The sequence below is a fragment of the Oricola sp. genome (genome assembly GCF_022763245.1).
GTDB lineage: Bacteria > Pseudomonadota > Alphaproteobacteria > Rhizobiales > Rhizobiaceae > Oricola.
On sequence record NZ_JALEGV010000043.1, the window covers coordinates 232884 to 254557 of the forward strand.

A 21674-nucleotide genomic window follows, 5' to 3' on the forward strand; every position below is an offset into this window, starting at 1 on the left:
GCTGTCTTTGCGGATGTCATGGCGTCTCCGGACCTGTCGCGGGCGCGACCGTTCGGGCGCCTTTATCGATGCAAGCCGGCCCGTTGCCAACCCGCTTCTTCGCGGGTCGCCGAACCCGTCAGCCCTCGTTCCACAGGATGCGCACGGCCATGGTCGCCGCCGCGGTGCGGTTCTCGATGCCGAGCTTGTTGAAGATCTGCTCCAGATGCTTGTTCACGGTGCGCGGCGACATCTGCAGGATCTCGGCGATCTCCTTGTTCGACTTGCCATGCGTGATCCACAGAAGCACTTCCGCCTCGCGCAGCGTCAGGCCGAACCCGTCGGCCAGCCGCTCCTCGTCGGAGCCCTGGTCGCAGTCGAACAGCCGCAGCAGGATCTCGCCGTCGGCGGCCCGCTCCAGGAGGCGGAATTCGACGCAGGCGCCGGTCTTGCGGGTGCGCAGCCCGGCCAGCCCGGCCGTCTCGCTCTCCATCTCCGAGCCGAGCCAGTCGATCACCTCCCAGGGCAGCCGGTCGCCCTCGTCGGCGCGCAGGCCGGCGCGCGCCAGCAACTGCGCGGCCTGCGGCGTCGTCCACAGGATCGCGCCGTTCTGGTCGCAGGCGACGATCCGCCGGCCGGTCCGGTCGAGCGCCTTGCGCGCCGAGCGCGCCTTGCGGGCATTGGCCAGATGCACCTTGATGCGCGCCAGCAACTCGTCCAGCGGCACCGGCTTGGCGATGAAATCGACGCCGCCGGACGCGAGCGCCCGCACCACGTGCTCGGTCTCGTCGAAGCCGGTCATGAAGATGATCGGCACGTCCTCCAGCCCCTTTTCGCCCTTCAGGATCTGGCAGGTCTCGAACCCGTCGAGCCCCGGCATCATCGCGTCCATCAGCACGATGTCCGGCAGGCGCCGGTCGACGGAGGTCAGCGCTTCGCGGCCGGAATGGGCGACCTCGACGTTCATGCCCGAAAGGCTCAGCGCGTCGGTCAGCATGGCGAGCGTATCCGGCGAATCGTCGACGAGAAGCACCGATGTCGGATCATGTGTCTCAGACAGCATCGGTCTGCGCCTTTTCTATCGTGGCAAGGAATTCGGGCACCTGGTGGCCGTTGATCAGCTGGCGCAGATGCGCGCAGAAGCGCGCCGTGTCCGGCCGCGTCGTCTGGATCTCCGACAGGACGGCGTTGGCGGAGCGCACCAGTTCGGCCTCGCCGAGCGTGTAGAGCTGGCGCAGATGGCGCGGGCTGGGCAGTTCGGCGGCGGCGAACGAGGCCTGCGGCTCGTCGGCCTCCTCGCCGGGCACGGCATGCAGCCATTCGATCGTCATCAGCGAGCCGAGCTGGTCGAGCATCGCCTCCAGCACGAAGGGCTTGATCAGGTAGCCGTCATGCAGGTCGCGATATTCGGGCCGGTTGCGCTCCGAGCCGGCATCGGCCGAGATCATCAGGATCGGCAGGCCGGGCCCGTGCCTGGAGCGGATGCGCCGCGCGACCTCCCAGCCCGACAGGTCCGGCATGGTGATGTCGAGCATCACCAGGTCCGGCCGGTGCAGCGCCAGCGCCGACAGGCAGCCATGGCCGTTGGACGCCGGGATCACCCGGAAGCCGAGCGGGCGCAGGAAATCCTCCACCAGCCGGCGATGCGCGGCGTTGTCGTCGGTGACGAGCACGGTCCGGCGCGGGCCGCGATAGCCGGTGATCGCGCGCGCCGCCACCTTGCGCTCCTCGCTGCCATGCGCCGACGACAGCATCAGGCGGATGGTGAAGCGCGTGCCGACGCCCGGCTCGCTCTCGGCGACGATGTTGCCGCCCATGATGTCGACCAGCAGGTGGGTGATCGTCAGCCCCAGCCCCGTGCCCGGCTCCTGTTCGGAGCCCGGCGGCATCTCGCCGCGCTCGAAGGGCAGGAAGACGCGGTCCAGGTCGTCGCCGGAGATGCCGATGCCGGTGTCCTCGATGATGAAGGTCGCCACCTGGTTGCGGTAGCCGACCGCAAACGACACCCGCCCCTCGCGGGTGAACTTGATGGCGTTGGACAGGAGGTTGATCAGGATCTGCCGCAGCCGCTTCTCGTCGGTGTGGACATAGTCGGGCAGGGCGGAACTCGCCTCGAAGTCGAAGCGGATGCCCTTCGCCTTGGCCTGCAGCGCGAACATGTCGACGATCTGGTCGAGAAACGGCTTCAGCGCGGTCTTCTGGCGATAGATCTCCAGCTTGCCGGCCTCGATCTTGGAGATGTCGAGCAACCCCTCGATCATGCCGGCCAGGTGCTCGCCGGACCGCTTGATGGTGCGCGCCGCGTTGTGGATGAAGGGCGGCTCCTCCTTCTGGCGTTCCAGCAATTGCGCGTAGCCGAGGATCGCGTTCAGCGGCGTTCGCAATTCGTGGCTCAGCCCGACCATGTATTTGCTCTTCGCCAGGTTGGCGGATTCGGCGGCCTCCTTGGCGCGCTGCAATTGCCGGTCGGTCTCGTTGTGGGCGTCGATTTCCGCCATCAGGAGCTGCGTGTGGCGGCGGGCCTCCTCCTCGGCGAAATTGCGGCTGTCCTGGGTCAGCACGAACAGCCACACCACGATGCCGGTGATCACCAGGATGATGACGAACAGCTTGGTCAGCGTCAGCGCGATCGCCGCCTTGGGGATCGAGCCGTCGATGGTCGACTGCACGAAGATCAGCCCGAACACCATGCCGATCACCGAGACGACCAGCACCATCAGCGCCACGTAGCGCGCCAGGCTGGTGCCGACCCAGCCGGCGACCCGCTGCGGCAGGTAGCGTTCCGAGAACACCCGCAACTGGTCGCCCAGCGTCGCGTCCGTCTTGCACAGGTCGCCGCAGCGCGCGTCGAGCGAGCAGCACAGCGAGCAGATCGGCCCGGAATAGATCGGGCAGCGCGCCATGTCCTCGGAATCGAATTCATACTCGCAGATGCAGCACTCGATCGCCTGCTGCCCGCCCCAGTCGCGCGCCGGATCGCGGGCGATGTAGAAGCGCCCGCCGGTCGCCCAGGCGATCACCGGCACCAGGCCGAAGGCGACGACCAGCGCGACATAGGAATAGAGCGGCGTCAGCGTCTCGCCGAAGGCGCCGAAATAGGCGAACAGCGCGGCGATGATCGCCAGGCTCATCGCGCCGAAGCCGACCGGGTTGATGTCGTAGAGATGCGCGCGCTTGAACTCGATATGGCGCGGCGACAGGCCGAGCGGCTTGTTGATGACCAGGTCGGAGACGATCGCCGCCACCCAGGCCACCGCCATGATCGAGTAGAGGCCGAGAATGTGGTCGAAGGCCTTGTAGATGCCGAACTCCATCAGGAGCAGGCTGATCAGCACGTTGAACACCAGCCACACCACCCGGCCCGGATGGCTGTGTGTCAGCCGCGAGAAGAAGTTCGACCAGGCGATCGACCCGGCATAGGAGTTGGTGACGTTGATCTTGAACTGGCAGATCACCACGAACACGCCGGTCAGGCCGAGCGCCAATTCCGGCGACGAGACCATCTTGGCGAACACCGTCAGATACATGTGCACCGGATCGGAGGCTTCGGCGAATTCCACCCCCTGCTGGAAGGCGTAGAAGGCGAGGAAGGAACCGGCGAAGATCTTCAGCGCGCCGATCACGATCCAGCCCGGCCCCGCGCTGATCATGGCGATCCACCATTGTCGCCGCTGCCCCTTCTGGCGGCGCGGCAGGAAGCGCAGATAGTCCACCTGTTCGCCGATCTGGGCGATCAGCGAGAACAGCACCGCGGACGCCGCGCCGAAATGCGCGATCGAGAACGAGCCGTCCGTCGCGCCGTAGAGGCCGGTATAGCCTGTCCAGGCGCGCACGGAATCGAGGCTCTGCGCCCCGATGAAGATGAACGGCGCCAGCTGCAGCACCACCCAGAAGGGCTGCGTCCAGGCCTGGAAGCGGCTGATGAAGGTGACGCCGTGGGTGACCAGCGGAATGACCACCAGCGCGCTGATCACGTAGCCGACCGGCAGCGGGATGCCGAAGACGAGCTCCAGCGCCGTCGCCACGATCGCCGCCTCGATGGCGAAGAAGATGAAGGTGAAGCTGGCATAGACCAGCGAGGTGATGGTCGAGCCGATATAGCCGAAGCCCGCGCCGCGGGTCAGCAGGTCGATGTCGACCCCGAACTTGGCGGCGTTGTAGGAGATCGGCAGGCCGGCGAAGAAGATCAGCGCCGTCGTCACCAGGATCGCCACCGCCGCGTTGGTGAAGCCGTAATTGAGCGTGATCGCCCCGCCGATCGCCTCCAGCGCGAGGAAGGAGACCGCGCCGATGGCGGTGTTGGCGATGCGCGAGGAGGAGAACCGCCGGACGCCATAGGCGGTGAAGCGGAGCGCGTAGTCCTCCAGCGTCTGGTTGGCGACCCACTTGTTGTAGGTGCGCCGGATACGTGGAATGCGTTCAGTCAGCATGGCTCACGCCCACCATGTCGATGCCGCGGCCGGGGATGTGCCGGCGCCGGCGGCCTTGTTGCATGCGATGCAAAAAACACGCCAACCCGCCTGCGCCACGCCCGGACCGTGGCCTTGCCCTCGCGCGCCTCGTGCCCCTGCAAGATGCGGTTCAAAATCCCTCGCAATTCCAATGCCTTGGCACGGGGAATTGCTCATTTGCACCTATCATATGGAGAGAATGACCGGGGCCATATACGTCAAATACCCCATTGTTGCGTCGCACAATCGGTGACGAAAATTCGGGCAGTTGGCACCAAATTGTCAGCGCTCTCGACCACCACCGCGAGACACGAAGAGGGAAATATGACTGAGAAAACGCGTAGCGAAAACGCATTCTCGTTGCGACGCCGCGAGCTCCTCGCCGGCATGGCTTCGATCCCGATGATGAGCATGCTGGGCGGCCCGGTTCGCGCCCAGGACTATCCGACAGCCGAGGTCAACACGACCGGCCTGGCGGTCACCGACGACACGGTCACGGTTGGCATCCTGCACTCCGTCACCGGCACGATGGCGATCTCCGAGACCGGCTCCGTGCAGGCCGAAAAGCTCGCCATCAAGCAGATCAACGAGATGGGCGGCGTGCTCGGCCGCAAGATCGAGTTCATCCAGGAAGACGGCGCGTCCGACTGGCCGACCTTCGCCGAGAAGGCCAAGAAGCTCCTGGTCAACGACAAGGTCGCCTCCGTGATGGGCTGCTGGACGTCGGCCTCGCGCAAGGCCGTGCTGCCGGTCTTCGAGCAGTATAACGGCATGCTGTTCTACCCGACCTTCTACGAAGGCCTGGAGGAGAGCCCGAACGTCATCTACACCGGCCAGGAAGCCACCCAGCAGATCATCGCCGGTCTTGACTGGGTCGCCAAGGAGAAGGGCGCCAAGTCGTTCTACCTGCTCGGCTCCGACTACATCTGGCCGCGCACCTCAAACAAGATCGCCCGCAAGCACATCGAGGAGCATCTCGGCGCCAAGGTCGTGGGCGAGGAGTACTACCCGCTCGGCCACACCCAGTTCAACTCGGTCATCAACAAGATCAAGCTGAAGAAGCCCGATGTCATCTACGCCATCGTCGTCGGCGGCTCCAACGTCGCCTTCTACAAGCAGCTCAAGGCTGCCGGCATCGACATGACCAAGGAAAAGCCGGTTCTGCTGACCATCTCGGTCACCGAGGACGAAATCCTCGGCATCGGCGGCGAGAACATCGTCGGGGCCTATGCCTGCATGAAGTACTTCCAGTCGCTCGACAATCCCAACAACGAGGCCTTCGTGGCCGCCTTCAAGGAAATGTGGGGCGACGACATCGTCATCGGCGACGTGACCCAGGCGGCCTATCTCGGCCCGTGGCTGTGGAAGCTCGCCGTCGAGAAGGCCGGCTCCTTCGACATCGACAAGATCAAGGCGGCGCTGCCCGGCATCGAGTTCGACAAGGCGCCGGAAGGCTACGTCAAGGTCCACGAGAACCATCACCTGTGGTCCAAGACCCGCGTCGGCCGCGCCCGCGACGACGGCCAGTACGACCTCGTCTACGAGACCGCCGACCTCGTCGAGCCGGATCCGTTCCCCGAGGGCTACCAGTAAGTCCGGCCGGCCCGGCCTCGCGCCGGGCCGTTCGCACGGGCAGCCGCGCCGGACGGCCGTTCCGGCGGGCGCCCTGTCCGACATCCGCATCGCCATTCTCGCCCGTTCGCGGCGCGCGCTTTCTGGAGGCAGCACAATGTTCGCCGACTATTCCTGGTCCGAACTCGGTTCCATCTTCGCCATGCAGGGCTTCGCAGGGCTGATCCTGTTCTCGGTCTTCGTCCTGATGGCGCTCGGCCTTGCGATCATCTTCGGCCAGATGGGCGTCATCAACATGGCCCATGGCGAGTTCATGATCTTGGGCGCCTATGTCACCTATCTGTGCTCCAACTTCTTCTCCACCTACCTGCCGGCGCTGTTCGGCATCTACTTCTTCGTCGCGATGATCCTGGCCTTCTTCGCCTCCGGCGCGCTCGGCGCGCTGGTCGAGTGGGGGCTGATCCGCCACCTCTACAAGCGGCCGCTCGACACGCTGCTGGCGACATGGGGCCTCAGCCTCATCCTGCAGCAGGCCTACCGCTCCATCTTCGGCGCCCGCGAGGTCGGCGTCTCGCTGCCCAGCTGGCTGCTCGGCTCCTGGCCGCTGACCGACCTGATCGAGATCCCGATCAACGGCCTCTTCGTGATGAGCCTGACCTTCCTGATCGCGGTCGGCGTCTACTTCCTGATGTTCCGCTCGCGGCTCGGCATGCAGACCCGCGCCGTCGTGCAGAACCGCGTCATGGCCGGCGCCGTCGGCATCAACACCGAGCGCGTCGACCGCATGACCTTCGCGATCGGCTGCGGCATCGCCGGCGTCGCCGGCTCGGCCTTCACGATGATCGGCTCGACCGGCCCGACCGCCGGCCAGCTCTACATCGTCGACACATTCCTGATCGTCGTCTTCGGCGGCGCAGCAAGCCTGCTTGGAACCATCGCCTCCGCCTTCACCATCTCTCAGGCGCAATCGACGATGGAGTTCTTCCTGTCCGGCTCGATGGCGAAGGTCCTGACGCTCCTGACCGTCGTGGGCATTCTCATGCTGCGCCCCGAAGGCCTGTTCTCGCTGAAAATCCGTCGCTGAGGGAGCCCGACCATGACGTCCGGAAACAGCTTTCTGACCCGCCAGGAACTCCTGGGCCTGGCAGTGGTGTCACTACTGATCCTCGTGGTTCTGCCGGCCTCGGTCGACATCTTCCGCCTCAACCTGATCGGCAAGTACCTGACCTACGCCTTCGTCGCCATCGGCCTCGTCCTGTGCTGGGGCATGGGCGGCATCCTGTCGCTCGGCCAGGGCGTGTTCTTCGGCCTCGGCGGCTACTGCATGGCGATGTTCCTGAAGCTCGAGGCCTCTACGCCGGAAGCCACCAAGATCCAGTCGACGCCGGGCATCCCCGACTTCATGGACTGGAACCAGCTCACCGAACTGCCCTGGTTCTGGGAGCCGTTCCACTCCTTCCCCTTCACGCTGGTCGCCATCGTGGCGCTGCCGTCGCTGTTCGCCTTCGTCATCGGCGCGGCCATGTTCAAGCGGCGGGTCGGCGGCGTCTACTTCGCCATCATCACCCAGGCGATCGCCGCCATCCTGACGATCCTGATCATCGGCCAGCAGGGCTACACCGGCGGCGTCAACGGCATCACAGACCTGCGCACGCTGCTCGGCTGGGACATCCGCACCGACAGCGCCAAATACGTCCTCTATTTCGTCAATGCCGGCCTGCTGATCGCCGTCATCGTCGCCGCCCAGGCGGTGCGCAAGTCCAAGCTCGGCCGCCTGCTCGTCGCCCTGCGCGACAAGGAGGACCGGGTGCGCTTCTCCGGCTACGACGTCGCCAACTTCAAGATCTTCGCCTTCTGCCTGGCGGCGGCCTTCTCGGCGATCGGCGGCGCCATGTTCACCCTGCAGGTCGGCTTCATGTCGCCGTCCTTCGTCGGCATCGTCCCGTCCATCGAGATGGTCATCTACACCGCGGTCGGCGGCCGCCTGTCGATCTTCGGCGCGGTCTACGGAACCCTGCTCGTCAACTGGGCCAAGACCACCTTCTCCGAGACCTTCCCCGAACTCTGGCTGTTCGGCCTCGGCGCGCTGTTCATCGCCGTCGTGCTGGTCTTCCCGAACGGTCTCGCCGGTCTCTACCGCAGCTACCTGCAGCCGCATGTCGACCGCCTGCTCGGCGTGAAGAAGCCGGCTGACGACGACGAACCCGCCAGCGACGCCGTGCCCGAAGCGGCCGCCCGCGCTGCCGAATAGGAGGCCGACCGATGAACACTGTCGCACCCACCAACAACGACTTCCTGCTCTCCATCGAGAAGCTGACGGTCTCCTTCGACGGCTTCAAGGCGGTCAACGACCTCAACCTCTATGTCGACGAGAACGAGATCCACGTCATCATCGGCCCCAACGGCGCCGGCAAGACCACCGTCCTCGACCTGATCTGCGGCCGCACCCGGGCGACCGAGGGCTCCATCCGCTTCCGCGACAAGGAGCTGACGGAGATGAAGGAGCACGAGATCGTGCGCCAGGGCGTCGGCCGCAAGTTCCAGAACCCGTCGATCTACGAGGACCTGACCGTCTTCGAGAACCTGGAGATCTCGTTTCCCCGCGGCCGCGACGTCTTCGGCGCGCTCACCTTCCGCCGCGACGACGAGGTGGTCGAGCGGGTGCGCGAAATCTCCCGCATGGTGTTCCTCGAAAAGCTGCTCGACAAGCAGGCCGCGCTGCTCAGCCACGGCCAGAAGCAGTGGCTGGAGATCGGCATGCTGCTGATCCAGGACCCGGAACTCCTCATGCTCGACGAGCCGGTCGCCGGCATGAGCGTGTCGGAGCGCGTCCAGACCGCCGAACTCCTCAACAAGATCACGGAGGGCCGCTCGGTCATGGTGGTCGAGCACGACATGAAGTTCGTCGAGGACATCGCCCACCGCGTCACCGTCCTGCACCAGGGCAAGATCCTGTCGGAAGGCTCCATGGCCAAGGTCCAGGCCGATCCGAAGGTCATCGACGTCTATCTCGGTCACTAGGAGCCAGACCATGCTCAATGTCGCGAACTACCACGTCGCCTACGGCCAGAGCGAAGTCCTGCACGGCCTGGATTTCACCGTCGCCCCCGGCGAGATCATCGCCATCATGGGCCGCAACGGCATGGGCAAGACGACGCTCATGAAGTCGCTGATGGGCATCGTGCCCACCAGCGGCGGCGCGGCAAGAGTCGGCGACACCGACATCACGGCGATGAAGAGCTACGACCGCGTCGCCAGGGGCATCGCCTATGTGCCGCAGGGCCGCATGATCTTCTCCACCATGACGGTGCGCGAGAACATCGAGACCGGCCTGACCGTCTCCGGCAAGACGAAGGTGCCGGCCGACATCTACGAACTCTTTCCCGTGCTCCTGGAAATGAAGGGCCGGCGCGGCGGCAACCTCTCCGGCGGCCAGCAGCAGCAATTGGCCATCGCAAGGGCGCTCGCCACCGACCCCAAGGTGCTGCTCCTCGACGAGCCGACCGAGGGCATCCAGCCCTCCATCATCCGCGAGATGGCGCGCACGCTCAAACGCATCCGCGACGAGCGCGGCCTGTCCATCGTCGTCTCCGAACAGGTGCTGTCGTTTGCGCTCGACGTCGCCGACCGCGTCCTCGTCCTGGAAAACGGCCGCCTCGTCCATGACGAACCGCGCGCCGGCGTCGACGAGGCCAAGGTCGCCGCCTTCCTGTCCGTCTGATCCTTCAACCCCTTCACACGCGTCCGAAGAACGGCGCCAACCAGAGGAGAAAGCCATGGCTGAAACACTGATCTCCGTTGATCTCTCGGAATCGCCGCACACCAACGAGAAGGTGCACAATCGCTGGCATCCCGACATTCCGATCGCCGTCTGGGTCGAGCCCGGCGACGATTTCAAGATCGAGACCTATGACTGGACCGGCGGCCAGATCAACAACGACGACGACGCCGCCGACGTGCGCGACGTGGAGCTCGAACAGGTCCACTATCTCTCCGGCCCGATCGGCGTGAAAGGTGCGGAACCGGGCGACCTGCTGGTGGTCGACATCCTCGACATCGGCGCCAAGGATGACAGTCTCTGGGGCTTCAACGGCTTCTTCTCCAAGCAGAATGGCGGCGGCTTCCTGACCGAGCATTTCCCCGAGGCCCAGAAATCCATCTGGGACATCGACGGCATGTTCACCAAGTCGCGTCATGTGCCGGGCGTGCGCTATGCCGGTCTCATCCATCCGGGCCTGATCGGCTGCCTGCCGGATCGCGCGATGCTCGACATGTGGAACGAGCGCGAAAAGGCGCTCTTCGACACCGACCCGGACCGCGTGCCGCAGCTCGCCGCCCTGCCGACCACCCAGTCGGCGCATATGGGCCAGTTGAAGGGCGAGGCCCGCGACAAGGCCGCCGCCGAGGGCGCCCGCACCGTGCCCCCGCGCGAACATGGCGGCAACTGCGACATCAAGGACCTGTCGCGCGGCTCCAAGATCTACTTCCCGGTCTATGTCGACGGCGCCGGCCTCTCCATGGGCGACCTGCACTTCAGCCAGGGCGACGGCGAGATCACCTTCTGCGGCGCCATCGAGATGGCGGGCTGGCTGCACATCAAGGTGTCGCTGATCAAGGAAGGCGTCTCGAAATACGGGATCAGGAACCCGATCTTCAAGCCGTCGCCGATCGTGCCGAAATATGACGACTACCTGATCTTCGAGGGCATCTCGGTCGACGAGGCCGGCACGCAGCATTACCTCGACGTGCACATCGCCTACCGCATGGCCTGCCTCAACGCGATCGAGTATCTGAAGAAGTTCGGCTACACGGGCGCCCAGGCCTACGCCATCCTCGGCACCGCGCCGGTGCAGGGCCACATATCGGGCGTCGTCGACATCCCGAATGCCTGCGCGACGCTGTGGCTGCCGACCGACGTGTTCGAGTTCGACATGATGCCGGGCGCCGACGGACCGACGAAATATCTCGACGGCTCCATCGACGTGCCGCTCGCGCCGGATCTCTGAGGAAGGGGCGACGATCATGCCATTCTACGATTACCAATGCGAAGAATGCGGCCCCTTCACCGCGATGCGGCCGATGGCCATGTCGGGCGAGCCCTGCCACTGTCCCGACTGCGGCAGCCAGTCGCCGCGCGCGATCCTGCGGGCGCCGAATTTCGCGCTGATGGATTCGTCGACCCGCATGGCCCACGCCACCAACGAGAAGTCGCGCCACGAGCCGAAGGTTTCCAGCAAGACGGGCCACGGCCCGGGCTGCTCCTGCTGCTCCGGCAAGGGCAAGTCGAAAGCGGTCTACCGCGCCGACGGCTCCAAGACCTTCCCGTCCTCGCGCCCCTGGCAAATCAGCCACTGACCGCCTTCGCCCGAAAGGCGAGGGGAGGAAGCCAACCCGCCGGGAGCCCCGAAAAGGCCCCCGGCGGTGTGCGTTTGGCCCGGTGAAGGAGCGGGGGCGAAGTGAACTGATGTCGGCGATTAGCCGAGCCATATCCCCACCTCCGTCATCCTAGGGCTCGACCCGAGACAAGCGGAGCGCCGTCGTCGCCCCTAGGATCCATTCCGTGAATGCCCCACTTCACTGGAGGTCCAGAACGCCCGCCTTCCCATGCAGGCACAGCTGCCGCCTTGTCGGCTTCACGGAATGGGTCCTCGGCTCAAGGCCGAGGATGACGGCGGGGGAAGAGGCATCGCGGCTAACGTCATGCATTGGCGATTAGCCGAGCCATATCCCCCACTGCCGTCATCCTAGGGCTCGACCCTAGGATCCATTCCGTGAATGCGCCACGTCACTGGAGATGCAGAACAGTCGCCCTCCCGAATAGGCACAGCCGCCGCCTTGTCAGCTTCACGGAATGGATCCTCGGCTCAAGGCCGAGGATGACGCGGTGTGTTTGTCGCCCGCACCCAATCACCCACACCACAAGAAAATCGCCCCCAACTTATCCACCATCCCGCCACCGCCCATACCCTTGCCCGATGACTGACCCGCAAGGCCCCACCTTCGACTGGCAAGCCGCCATCGACCGCAACCGCGAGGCGCTGTTGCGCATCGTCGCGGTGCTGTTCGTGCGCGCCGGGCTGGACGAGGGCGGGGCCGATCTGGTGACGCGGCGCGCCTGGCGGGTGATCCTGCGCGTGCTGCGTCCGGCCGAATCCGCCGCCCGTCGGCTGATCGTCATCGCCGCGCGCAGCATCGGCGTCGGCCTCCTGAAACCGCGCCCCGCGAAGGAGCCAACCGCCCTCGAACAGCTCCAGGCGGCGGGACTTGTCATCACCCACACCGGCCTCAATCTCGGCCTTGCCCGCATGTGGCAGCCACCACCCGAAGTTCAGCAACCCGCACCGCCACGCCCCCCGACCTTCGCGCTCACCGACCCGCCGCGCCGCTTCGACCCGAAGGGCTGGGACGGAAGGCGCCCGTTCCCGCGCGACGGGTTCGATCTTGCCGACGACCACGAGGACGTCAGCGCCGACCACCTCTGCGCCCGCCTCAAGGCGCTGAAGCGCGCTCTGGAGGATATCGACGGACACGCAAGACGGCTCGCCCGACTGCAGGCCCGACGCGCCGCAACCCTTTTCGCGCCAGCAAGCGAAGCGCAGCTTAAGGGCGCGAACAAAGGGCGCGCGAGAGCCAGACCTCCCCTGCGCCACGGCTGGCCCCCGGGCCACCGCAAACTCTCCACCCACACGGTCGACAGCGTCCTGCGCGAATGCCACGGCCTCGCGCTGCAGGCGTTGAGGCCGGACACGTCGTGAAGGGCATCGACCGCTCCGAATCCTGCAATCCGCACTCGAAGACGAGCCGCGGTGTCGTTACCGCGCGCCTGTCTCTGCGTACGGAAGCCGACTCTTCATGCTTTTGGCGATTGGCCGTGAACCCGAAACCTCTCCCCGTCATCCTAGGGCTTGACCCTAGGACCCATTCCGTGAACGTCCCACTTCACAGAACAGGCAGAACAGGTGCCATCACATTCGGACACCGCGGCCCACCCGTCAGCCTCACGGAATGGATCCTCGGGTCAAGCCCGAGGATGACGGGTCAGAGGGGCCGGCCCGTTGCCGCGCGCGCCCCAATCCCCTCCAATTCCGCCCGCCAATACCGTTCCGCGAATGCAGTTTTCGCGAGCGTGAATACAATAGCCGGCGAAAGTTCTGCCGGGTCGAATTTGTGGCCTGTCTTTGCGGTGTCGCCGGTTGACAGCCCGAATCCTTTCGGTCAGTCATGTATACACGAAGCGGCCGGATCGGGCCGCGTCAGGACTTCGGGAGGCTGCCATGGCGGACAAGATCAAGGTGCTCGATCCGCGGGGATACCCGCCGAAAGTGGTCGGCAAACGTCTCGCCAACCGGCCGATGAGTCTCGACGGCAAGGTGCTCTACCTGATCGACGCGCTCTTCGACAATGCCGACGTCTTCATGGAACAGCTGCGCGACTGGTTCGCCACCAACATGCCGTCGGTGGAAACCCGGATCATCAAGCCGCGCGAGAGCTGGAAGGACGATCCGGAGATGAGGGCGACGGTGGTGGCGCAAGGTGACGTCGCCATCATGGGCGTCGGCCTCTGAAGCACCTGCTGTCCCACGGTCGTGGGCTTCGCATTAGCACTGGAAGAAGCGGGGATCCCGACGATCCCGGTCTCCACCCATGCCTTCGCAAGGCTGGCCAAGGCCACCGCGAAGACGGGCGGCATGCCGACCCTGCGCAACTGCTACGTGCCGCAGCCGGTCGTCGGCCGCACGCCGTCGGAACTGCGCGACTATATCGAGGGCATGGACCCGATCGAGAAGCGCCCCTTCATGCAGGGCGTCATTGACGGGCTGACCCAGCCGCTGAGCGACGAGGACCTGAAGGGCGCGACCTTCGAGCGCGAAATGCCGCGCTTCCTGGAGCCGGACACGGAGGACAACCTCCACCAGCTCTTCCTGGAAAACCACTGGACCGACCAGCTTCCGGTCGTGCTGCCGACCGAGGCGCGCGTCGAAGCGATGCTCAAGGGCACCTCGCATGCGCCCGACAAGCATGTCGGCCACATGCGTCCGACCGCCTTCCGCGAGGCCTGGGCCTTCGACGTGGAAAAGGTCGCGGTCAACGCGGTGATGGCCGGCGCGCGGCCGGAATATCTGCCGGTGATCCTGGCGCTGACGGCGAGCGGCGTGTCCGCGCGGTCCTCCAGCACCACCTCCTGGGCGGCGCTGTCGATCGTCAACGGCCCGATCCGCGACGAGATCGGCATGAATAGCGGCATCGGCACGCTCGGACCCTACAACCACGCCAACGCCACGATCGGCCGGGCCTATTGCCTGGCCAGCCAGAACGTGCAGGGCGGCTCGGTGCCGGGCGACACCTATATGGGTTCCGTCGGGTCCAACTGGAACTACACGGCCTGCTTCGCCGAAAACGAGGAGCGCAGCCCGTGGTCGCCCTTCCATGTCGACAACGGTTTCAAGGCGAGCGATTCCACCGTCAGCGTCTTCTTCGGCGGCTGGTACACCCAGTCCGGCTTCGGCCCGCGCGAAACGTGGAAGGAGAAGTTCATCCGCTGCCTGACAGCGACCGACCACTTCAGCCCGCCGTTGATCGTGATGGACCCGATCGTCGCGCGCGCCTTTGACGACATGGGCTATTCCAAGCAGTCGCTGATCGAGTGGTGCGCCGAAAACGCCAAGATGCCGGCGCGCAACTACTGGGACGACCAGTGGACGACGACGCTGGTCAAGCCGCATGCCGTGGCCGGCGTCGAGCCCTTCGCCAGCCGCCTGAGGGCCGCGCCCGACGAGATGATCTCGATCTTCCGGCCGGAAGACATCAACATCGTCGTCATCGGCGGCGAGACGCAGGGCGCCTTCAAGATGATCAGCGGCCGCTATCGCGGTCTCGGGCCCGGCACGATGACCGGCGGCAAATTGCCGACCGTTCGCGTCGATGACTGGCGATGACACCCTCGATCTTTCGCGATCGAGGGTCGGATCGCCGGTGTTTGTCGGCCGATCTTTCGTGAATCGCGAAGATCCTTTTTCAAAGAAACCGAATTCTCTCGCCGCCGATCCTGTGCTTTCTGGCTGGACCAATTGCGGATCGGGGAGGAGACGCGAATGACGGATATTTCATCATGGGCGTGACCGGAGCGCAAAAGGCCGAGCCGGCGCCCTTTCGCCTGACGAGCCTCGCCCATGGCGGCGGCTGCGGCTGCAAATTGTCGCCCGCGGTCCTGCGCGACCTTCTCGCCGGCCAGCCAGCGATGCAGGCCTTTCCCGATCTTCTGGTCGGCACCGAGACCGGCGACGACGCGGCGGCCTATCGCATCAATGACGACACCTGCGTGATCGCGACCACCGATTTCTTCATGCCGGTGGTCGACGACCCGACGGATTTCGGCCGCATCGCCGCGACCAACGCGATTTCCGACGTCTATGCCATGGGCGGCCGGCCGATCATGGCGCTCGCGGTCCTCGGCATGCCGGTGGACAAGATCGCGCCCGAAATGGTGCGCGCCATCCTCGCCGGCGGCGCCTCCGTCTGCGCCGATGCCGGAATTCCGGTCGCCGGCGGCCATTCCATCGACGCGCCGGAGCCGATCTACGGCCTCGCCGTCATCGGCGTCTGCCCGACGGATCGCCTGCGCCGCAATTCCGGCGCGCAGCCCGGCGACGTGCTGATCCTCACCAAAGGCATTGGCGTCGGCATCTATTCCGCCGCCTTCAAGAAGGGCGATCTGGACGAGGCCGGCTATGGCGAGATGATCGCGACGACGACGCTGCTCAACAGCGTCGGCACGACGCTCGCCGAAAACGCGGCCGTCCACGCGATCACCGACGTGACCGGCTTCGGCATTCTCGGCCACGGGCTGGAAATGGCGCGCGGCTCGGCCCTGCATCTGAAGCTTCAGGCCGACGCGGTGCCGCTGCTGTCGCAAGCCGCGGCGCTGGCGCAGGGCGGTTTCATCACCGGCGCGTCGCACCGCAACTGGGCAAGCTATGGCGACGAGGTGACGCTGCCCGAAGGCTTCCCGGACTGGCGGCGGCTGCTGCTGGCCGATCCCCAGACCTCCGGCGGCCTTCTGGTCGCCGTCGCCCCGGACGCGGCCGAAGCCGTGCTCGCCGACATCCGGCAGGCCCGCTATCCGGCGGCTTCGATCGTCGGCGTCGCCGAGGCCGGCACGCCGGAAATCACAATCGTATAGACAGGATGAGACACGCATCATGAGCCAGGAATTCGACGTGGCGATCATCGGTGGCGGACTGGCCGGCCTGAGCGCCGCCCTGACCGCCGGCCGGCTGGGACACAGCGTGGTGCTGCTCACCGACGGGGTGCCCGGCGGCGAGCTGCTCAAGATCGAGAAGATCGACGGCGTGCCGGGCTATGCCGAGGGCGTGCCCGGCTACGATCTCTGCCCGATCACCCAGGAACAGGCCGAGGAACTGGGCGTCGAATTCGTCGACGAGCCGGCGACAGGCATTTCGGCGGAAGGCGAGGGCTGGAAGATCGCCAGCGGCGCCGGCGACATCGTCGCCCGCGGCCTGATCATGGCGACCGGAACGGCGATGGCCAGGCTGGGCTTGCCGGGCGAGGAGCGTCTGCACGGCAAGGGCGTCAGCGAATGCGCCAGCTGTGACGCGCCGCTTCTGCGCGGCAAGGTCGCCGTGGTCGCCGGCGGCGGCGATTCCGCCATGCAGGAGGCGCTGGTGCTTGCCGATCATCTGGAAAAGGTGATCATGGTCATGCGCGGCGACGGTCTGGCCGGTCAGGCGCGCTACCGCGAGGCTGTGGAGGAGAACCCGAAGATCGAACTGCGCTGCAACACGGTGCCGACCGAGATCGTCGGCGAGGACGCCGTCACGGCGGTCAAGGTCAAGGACGAGGCGTCCGGCGTCGAGGATGAAATCGCCGCCGACGCGATCTTCACTTTCATCGGCCTCGTGCCCAACACCGGCCTCGTCGCCGACCTCGTCGCGCTGGACGACACGGGCCGCATCCGCGTCGATGCCGCGATGCGCAGCGACGCCAAGGGCCTCTGCGCCGTCGGCAATGTGCGCGAGGGCTCGCCGCATCGCGCCGTCGGCGCCATGGGCGACGCGGCAGCGGCCGCCGTCGCGCTCGACCGGTATCTGGCGACCGGCGCGTGGCGCGACGCGTGAGGACGGCCGCAATGCAGGGTGGACATGCACGGAGATAGCGCAGAAGGGCGAAAGACGAGACGGCTGCCCTCCGTCGACACGGTTTTGCGCACACCGCTCGGGCAGTCCCTGTCCGGGCGGTTCGGCCATGCCGCGACCGTGTCTGCCATCCGCGACGCGATTGCCGCCGCGCGTCAGGGCGCGGTCCCGCATGTCTCGCCCGACGAAGCGGCGGCGGACGCGCAGCGCCTGCTGGAAAAGGCAAGCGCCCCCCGGCTGAAGCCGGTCTTCAACCTCACCGGCACGATCCTGCACACCAATCTGGGCCGCGCGCTTCTGGCCGAGGCGGCCGTCGCCGCGGCGACCGAAGCGATGCGAAACGCCGTTGCGCTGGAATTCGACGTGGACAAGGGCCAGCGCGGAGAACGCGACGACCTCGTGCGCGACCTGCTGTGCGAACTGACCGGCGCCGAAGCCGCGACCGTCGTCAACAACAACGCCGCCGCGGTCCTCCTAACGCTCAACACCCTGGCGCAGGGGCGCGGCGCGATCGTCTCGCGCGGCGAGCTGATTGAGATCGGCGGCGCCTTTCGCATGCCGGAAATCATGCGCCGCGCCGGCGCGAAACTCGTCGAGGTCGGCACCACCAACCGGACCCACAAGCGCGATTACGCCGCCGCGATCGATGACGAGACGGGCCTGCTCCTGAAGGTCCACACCTCCAATTATCGCATCGAGGGGTTCACTGCGGCCGTGCCGGCGCGAGACCTGGCCGAACTGGCGCGCGAGAACAATGTTCCGCTCGTCGACGATCTCGGATCCGGCACGCTGATCGATCTGACCCGCTTCGGTCTCCCGCACGAGCCGACGGTCGCCGAGGCGGTCGCGGCCGGTGCCGACCTCGTCACCTTCTCCGGCGACAAGCTGCTCGGCGGCCCCCAGGCCGGCTTCATCGTCGGCCGCAGGGCTCTGATCGAGCGCATCAACGCCAATCCGATGAAGCGCGCTTTGCGCGTCGACAAGATCCGCCTCGCCGCCATCGAGGCGACCCTGCGCCTTTACCGCGATCCCGACCGTTTGACCGAGACCGTGCCGACCTACCGGCAGCTGGCGCGCCATGTCGGCGAGATCGAAGCGTCGGCGCGCTACATCGCGCCGCAGGTTGCCGACGCGCTCGGGCCTGACGTGACGGTGGATGTTGTCGCCTGCTCCAGCCAGGTCGGGTCGGGGGCAATGCCGGTGGAAACCCTGCCGAGCGCCGCCCTGGCGCTGACGCCGAAAGCGGGCGGCGGCGGCGCGCTCGATCGTCTCGCCGCGACGCTGCGGGCGCTGCCGCGGCCGGTCATCGGGCGCATCGCCAATGGCGCGCTGCTCCTGGATCTGCGTTGCCTGGACGCGGAAGACGATTTCCTAGCCAATCTTGCCGGCCTCGACCGTGACGGTGCCGCATGATCGTCGGGACGGCAGGCCATATCGATCACGGCAAGACGGCGCTGGTGAAGGCGCTGACCGGCATTGACGCAGACCGGTTGCGCGAGGAAAAGGCGCGCGGCATCACCATCGATCTGGGCTTCGCCTACATGCCGGCGGCAGAGGGCGACATCCTGGGTTTCGTCGACGTCCCCGGCCATGACCGCTTCGTGCGCAACATGCTCGCCGGCGCGACGGGCATCGACTTCGTGCTGCTGACAATCGCCGCCGATGACGGCGTCATGCCGCAGACGCGCGAGCATTTCGATATCGTCCGTCTGCTCGGCCTTGAGCGCGGCGTCGTGGCGCTCACCAAATGCGATCTCGTCGCGCCCGAGCGGCGCGAGGAGGTCATCGGTGAAATCGAGGCGCTGCTTGCCGGCACGCCCTTTGCCGCTGCGCCGGTCTTTCCCGTCTCCGCCGTCACGGGCGAGGGGATCGAGGCCCTGCGCGCCGCGCTGGTCGAAGCCGCGGGCAGCTTCGCGCCGGCCGGGGGGCAGGGGCTCTTCCGCCTTGCCGTCGATCGCAGCTTCAGCCTTCAGGGTGTCGGAACCGTGGTGACGGGCGCCGTGCTTTCCGGCTCGGTCCGGATCGACGATGCCGTCACGGTCAGCCCGTCGGGCCTTCAGGCGCGCGTGCGCTCGATCCACGCCCAGAACCGCCGCGTCCAGACCGGCCGGGTCGGCGAACGCTGCGCGCTCAATCTGGTCGGCGACGGGATCAGCCCGCACGCCGTCGGCCGTGGCGATGTGGCGCTTGCCGCGGCCGCCCATGCGCCGGCATCTCGCATCGACGCGCAACTGCGCCTCCTGGCGAGCGAACCGCGCCCGCTGCAGCACTGGACCCCGGTGCGGTTGCACCACGCCGCCAGCGAGACCGGCGCCCGCATCGCCCTGTTGCAGGAAGCCCCGATCGCGCCCGGCGAGGACGGGCGGGTGCAACTCGTGCTCGACGAACCGATCGCGGCCGCCGTCGGCGACCGCTTCATCATCCGCGACACCTCCGGTTCGCGAACCATGGGCGGCGGCCGGCTCGTCGATCTGCGCGGCCCGCAGCGCCGCCGGCGCACGCCCGAGCGGCGCGCCCAGCTGGACGCGCTGTCGCTTCCCGAGCCCGCATCGGTGCTGGCCGCATTGCTCGATTGCCCGCCTCACGCCGTCGACATCGCCGGTTTCATCCGCGATCGCGCGATGGGCGCGCAAGAGGCAGAGGCGCTGCTTGCCGCGGTCCCGCATGCGCGCGCCGCCCATGGTGGCGACGACCTGCTGTTCTCGCCGGATGTCTGGGCGAAGCTTTCGTCCAGCGCCTGCGCGACGCTGGATGCCTATCATCGCGCGCATCCGCAATTGCTGGGACCCGGCATCGCCTGGCTTGCGGGGCGGCTCGAGCCGCGCCTGCGCGTCAAGACCGGCACGGTGGTGATCCGGGCCCTGATCGCCGACGGCACGCTCCTCTTCCAGGGCGGCGCCGTCCGCCTGCCCGGCCATCGGCTTGCGCTGGACGCGCGCGACCACCGCCTGTGGCAGCGCCTCGCGCCGCATCTGTCGGGCGAAAACCGGTTTCGGCCGCCGCAGGCGAGGGAATGCGCGAAATCGCTGGGCGAGCGCGAAGCGGAGGTCCGGCGTGTGCTCAAGGCGATGGCCCGGCAGGGCAGCGTCATCGAGGTCGCGCCCGACCGCTTCTTCCTGCGACCGGCGCTCGGCGAGATGGCGGGGATCGCCGCCGATGTCGCCGGAAGCGCGGAGGACGGCTGGTTCTCGGCGGCGCAGTTCCGCGACCGGCTCAACAATGGCCGCAAGGTCGCGATCGAGCTTCTGGAACATTTCGACCGGATCGGTCTGACAGTGCGGCGCGGCGATCTGCGCCGCATCGCGGCGAACCGCGTGGACGACTATGTGAGGCAGGAAGACAAGCAGGCAAGGCAGACGGACATGGCCGCTCCGGCGGATCGTGTCGGGGAAGGGAATCGCTCCCGGTGGAGCGTCCGGACTTCAAATCCGGGTGGGGCCGTCAGCCGGTCCTAGGTGGGTTCGACACCCACTCCCTTCCGCCATCGCTTCGATGGGTCTGCAAATCGGGACGGTTCCCGGTATCGCGCGCGGCCGCGCGAGGAGGAGTGAAGGAACAGATGCCCTTACTGATCGACATCAAGGCTTTTCTTTCCAGCGCCCGGCTCGGGGGCTTTTCCAGCGCCGCCCGCGAAATCGGCACGACGCCCTCGGTCGTCTCCAAGCGGGTCGGTCGCCTGGAAGATGAGATCGGGACGCGGCTGTTCAAGCGCACGACCCGGGCCCTGACCCTGACGCCGGACGGCGAGAAGCTGCAGCCGCGCCTGCAGCAACTGGTCGCCGAACTGGAGGACACGCTCTACAACCGCGAGCGCAAGGGCATGCGCGGCACGTTGCGCGTGCGCGCCACCACGACCATCGGGGCGGCCTATGTGGGCGAGTCGGTGAACCGCTTCCAGGCCAGGCACCCCGACATGACGATCGAGCTCCTGTTGATCGACCGCCCGGTCAATCCGCTGGAGGAGGGCTTCGACATCTCGCTCGGCGCGTTGCCGCAATCCTTCGGCGGCGTGGTCGAGATTCCCATCTGCCCCTATCCGCGCCTGCTCGTCGCCGCGCCCGCCTATCTGAAGAAGCGTTATCATCCGCAGACGCCGGCCGACATTGTCGGCCATGACTGCCTGGCCTTCGTGCCGGTCGGCCACACCTGGACCTTCAGCGGCCCGAGCGGCCCGATCTCGCTGGATATCCATGCGCGCTACACGGTCAATGACAGCCGCATCCTCGTCGATGCGGCCACCAAGGGGCTGGGGCTCGCCATCGTGCCGGAATTCCTCGCCCGCCAGCCGCTCAAGGATGGCCGCCTCGTGACGCTGATGCCGGATTTCCCGGTGATCCCGATCTGGTTCAAGGCGATGATCCCGCGCCACAAGGCCTCGCGGCCGGAGCTGGCGGCGTTCATCGAGCACATCCGCAGCGATTTCGACCCGCCGCCCTGGGCCTGAGCGCAAGCGTTGCCGCCAATTCGGCGATCTCATGCCCGGACCCTGCTGACATCCGCCGGCCGGAGTGTTACCCGA

At 66.7% G+C, this 21674-nt stretch carries 15 protein-coding genes, 1 tRNA gene and 1 pseudogene; 15 read left to right on the forward strand and 2 right to left on the reverse strand.

Annotated elements, in window-relative coordinates:
* Nucleotides 1-118: 118 nt before the first annotated feature.
* Both MRY80_RS26450 and MRY80_RS26455 read right to left on the reverse strand, forming a co-directional pair.
* Nucleotides 119-1042 carry a DNA-binding response regulator gene (locus MRY80_RS26450; RefSeq protein WP_293294764.1) on the reverse strand — a complete coding sequence of 308 codons (924 nt, stop codon included), beginning with the start codon at nucleotides 1040-1042 and terminating at the stop codon, nucleotides 119-121.
* On the reverse strand, nucleotides 1032-4409 hold the full coding sequence (locus MRY80_RS26455; RefSeq protein ID WP_293294766.1) for an ATP-binding protein: 3378 nt from the start codon (nucleotides 4407-4409) through the stop codon (nucleotides 1032-1034). Before MRY80_RS26455 ends, MRY80_RS26450 begins: the two co-directional genes overlap by 11 nt.
* A gap of 345 nt (nucleotides 4410-4754) precedes the next feature.
* Here MRY80_RS26455 and urtA point away from each other — a divergent pair, with 345 nt between their 5' ends.
* The 15 genes and pseudogenes from urtA (at nucleotide 4755) to MRY80_RS26530 (ending at nucleotide 21599) form a co-directional block, all read left to right on the forward strand.
* On the forward strand, nucleotides 4755-6023 hold the full coding sequence (urtA, locus tag MRY80_RS26460; protein WP_293294768.1) for an urea ABC transporter substrate-binding protein: 1269 nt from the start codon (nucleotides 4755-4757) through the stop codon (nucleotides 6021-6023).
* Nucleotides 6024-6159: 136 nt separating this feature from the next.
* Nucleotides 6160-7086 (forward strand): urea ABC transporter permease subunit UrtB, encoded by a 927-nt coding sequence (gene urtB / locus MRY80_RS26465; RefSeq protein WP_293294770.1) that lies wholly within the window; start codon nucleotides 6160-6162, stop codon nucleotides 7084-7086.
* Nucleotides 7087-7098: 12 nt separating this feature from the next.
* Nucleotides 7099-8253 (forward strand): urea ABC transporter permease subunit UrtC, encoded by a 1155-nt coding sequence (gene urtC, locus MRY80_RS26470; RefSeq protein ID WP_293294772.1) that lies wholly within the window; start codon nucleotides 7099-7101, stop codon nucleotides 8251-8253.
* An 11-nt stretch (nucleotides 8254-8264) separates the two neighbouring features.
* Nucleotides 8265-9023 carry an urea ABC transporter ATP-binding protein UrtD gene (gene urtD / locus MRY80_RS26475; RefSeq protein ID WP_293294774.1) on the forward strand — a complete coding sequence of 253 codons (759 nt, stop codon included), beginning with the start codon at nucleotides 8265-8267 and terminating at the stop codon, nucleotides 9021-9023.
* 10 nt (nucleotides 9024-9033) lie between these two features.
* On the forward strand, nucleotides 9034-9723 hold the full coding sequence (gene urtE / locus MRY80_RS26480; RefSeq protein WP_293294776.1) for an urea ABC transporter ATP-binding subunit UrtE: 690 nt from the start codon (nucleotides 9034-9036) through the stop codon (nucleotides 9721-9723).
* 55 nt (nucleotides 9724-9778) lie between these two features.
* Nucleotides 9779-11008 carry a formamidase gene (gene fmdA / locus MRY80_RS26485; RefSeq protein WP_293294778.1) on the forward strand — a complete coding sequence of 410 codons (1230 nt, stop codon included), beginning with the start codon at nucleotides 9779-9781 and terminating at the stop codon, nucleotides 11006-11008.
* A gap of 16 nt (nucleotides 11009-11024) precedes the next feature.
* Nucleotides 11025-11357 (forward strand): zinc ribbon domain-containing protein, encoded by a 333-nt coding sequence (locus MRY80_RS26490; RefSeq protein WP_293294779.1) that lies wholly within the window; start codon nucleotides 11025-11027, stop codon nucleotides 11355-11357.
* A 620-nt stretch (nucleotides 11358-11977) separates the two neighbouring features.
* Complete coding sequence (locus tag MRY80_RS26495; protein ID WP_293294781.1) at nucleotides 11978-12757, forward strand: hypothetical protein; 780 nt, start codon at nucleotides 11978-11980, stop codon at nucleotides 12755-12757.
* A 519-nt stretch (nucleotides 12758-13276) separates the two neighbouring features.
* The gene (locus MRY80_RS26500) at nucleotides 13277-14938 is read left to right on the forward strand and encodes a UGSC family (seleno)protein (protein ID WP_293294783.1); all 1662 of its coding nucleotides are present in this window, start codon (nucleotides 13277-13279) and stop codon (nucleotides 14936-14938) included.
* A gap of 173 nt (nucleotides 14939-15111) precedes the next feature.
* Nucleotides 15112-16182, forward strand: coding sequence for a selenide, water dikinase SelD (gene selD, locus MRY80_RS26505; protein ID WP_293294785.1), 1071 nt, complete (start codon nucleotides 15112-15114; stop codon nucleotides 16180-16182).
* Between the two features lie 19 nt (nucleotides 16183-16201).
* Nucleotides 16202-17137 carry an FAD-dependent oxidoreductase gene (locus tag MRY80_RS26510; protein WP_293294787.1) on the forward strand — a complete coding sequence of 312 codons (936 nt, stop codon included), beginning with the start codon at nucleotides 16202-16204 and terminating at the stop codon, nucleotides 17135-17137.
* 24 nt (nucleotides 17138-17161) lie between these two features.
* The gene (gene selA / locus MRY80_RS26515) at nucleotides 17162-18568 is read left to right on the forward strand and encodes an L-seryl-tRNA(Sec) selenium transferase (RefSeq protein ID WP_293294789.1); all 1407 of its coding nucleotides are present in this window, start codon (nucleotides 17162-17164) and stop codon (nucleotides 18566-18568) included.
* Nucleotides 18565-20394, forward strand: a pseudogene (gene selB, locus MRY80_RS26520) (selenocysteine-specific translation elongation factor); the annotation flags it as partial. The gene selA and the pseudogene selB, both read left to right, overlap by 4 nt.
* A gap of 149 nt (nucleotides 20395-20543) precedes the next feature.
* Nucleotides 20544-20639 (forward strand) — tRNA-Sec (locus tag MRY80_RS26525).
* A 75-nt stretch (nucleotides 20640-20714) separates the two neighbouring features.
* Nucleotides 20715-21599 (forward strand): LysR family transcriptional regulator, encoded by an 885-nt coding sequence (locus MRY80_RS26530; protein WP_293294791.1) that lies wholly within the window; start codon nucleotides 20715-20717, stop codon nucleotides 21597-21599.
* Nucleotides 21600-21674 lie beyond the last annotated feature (75 nt).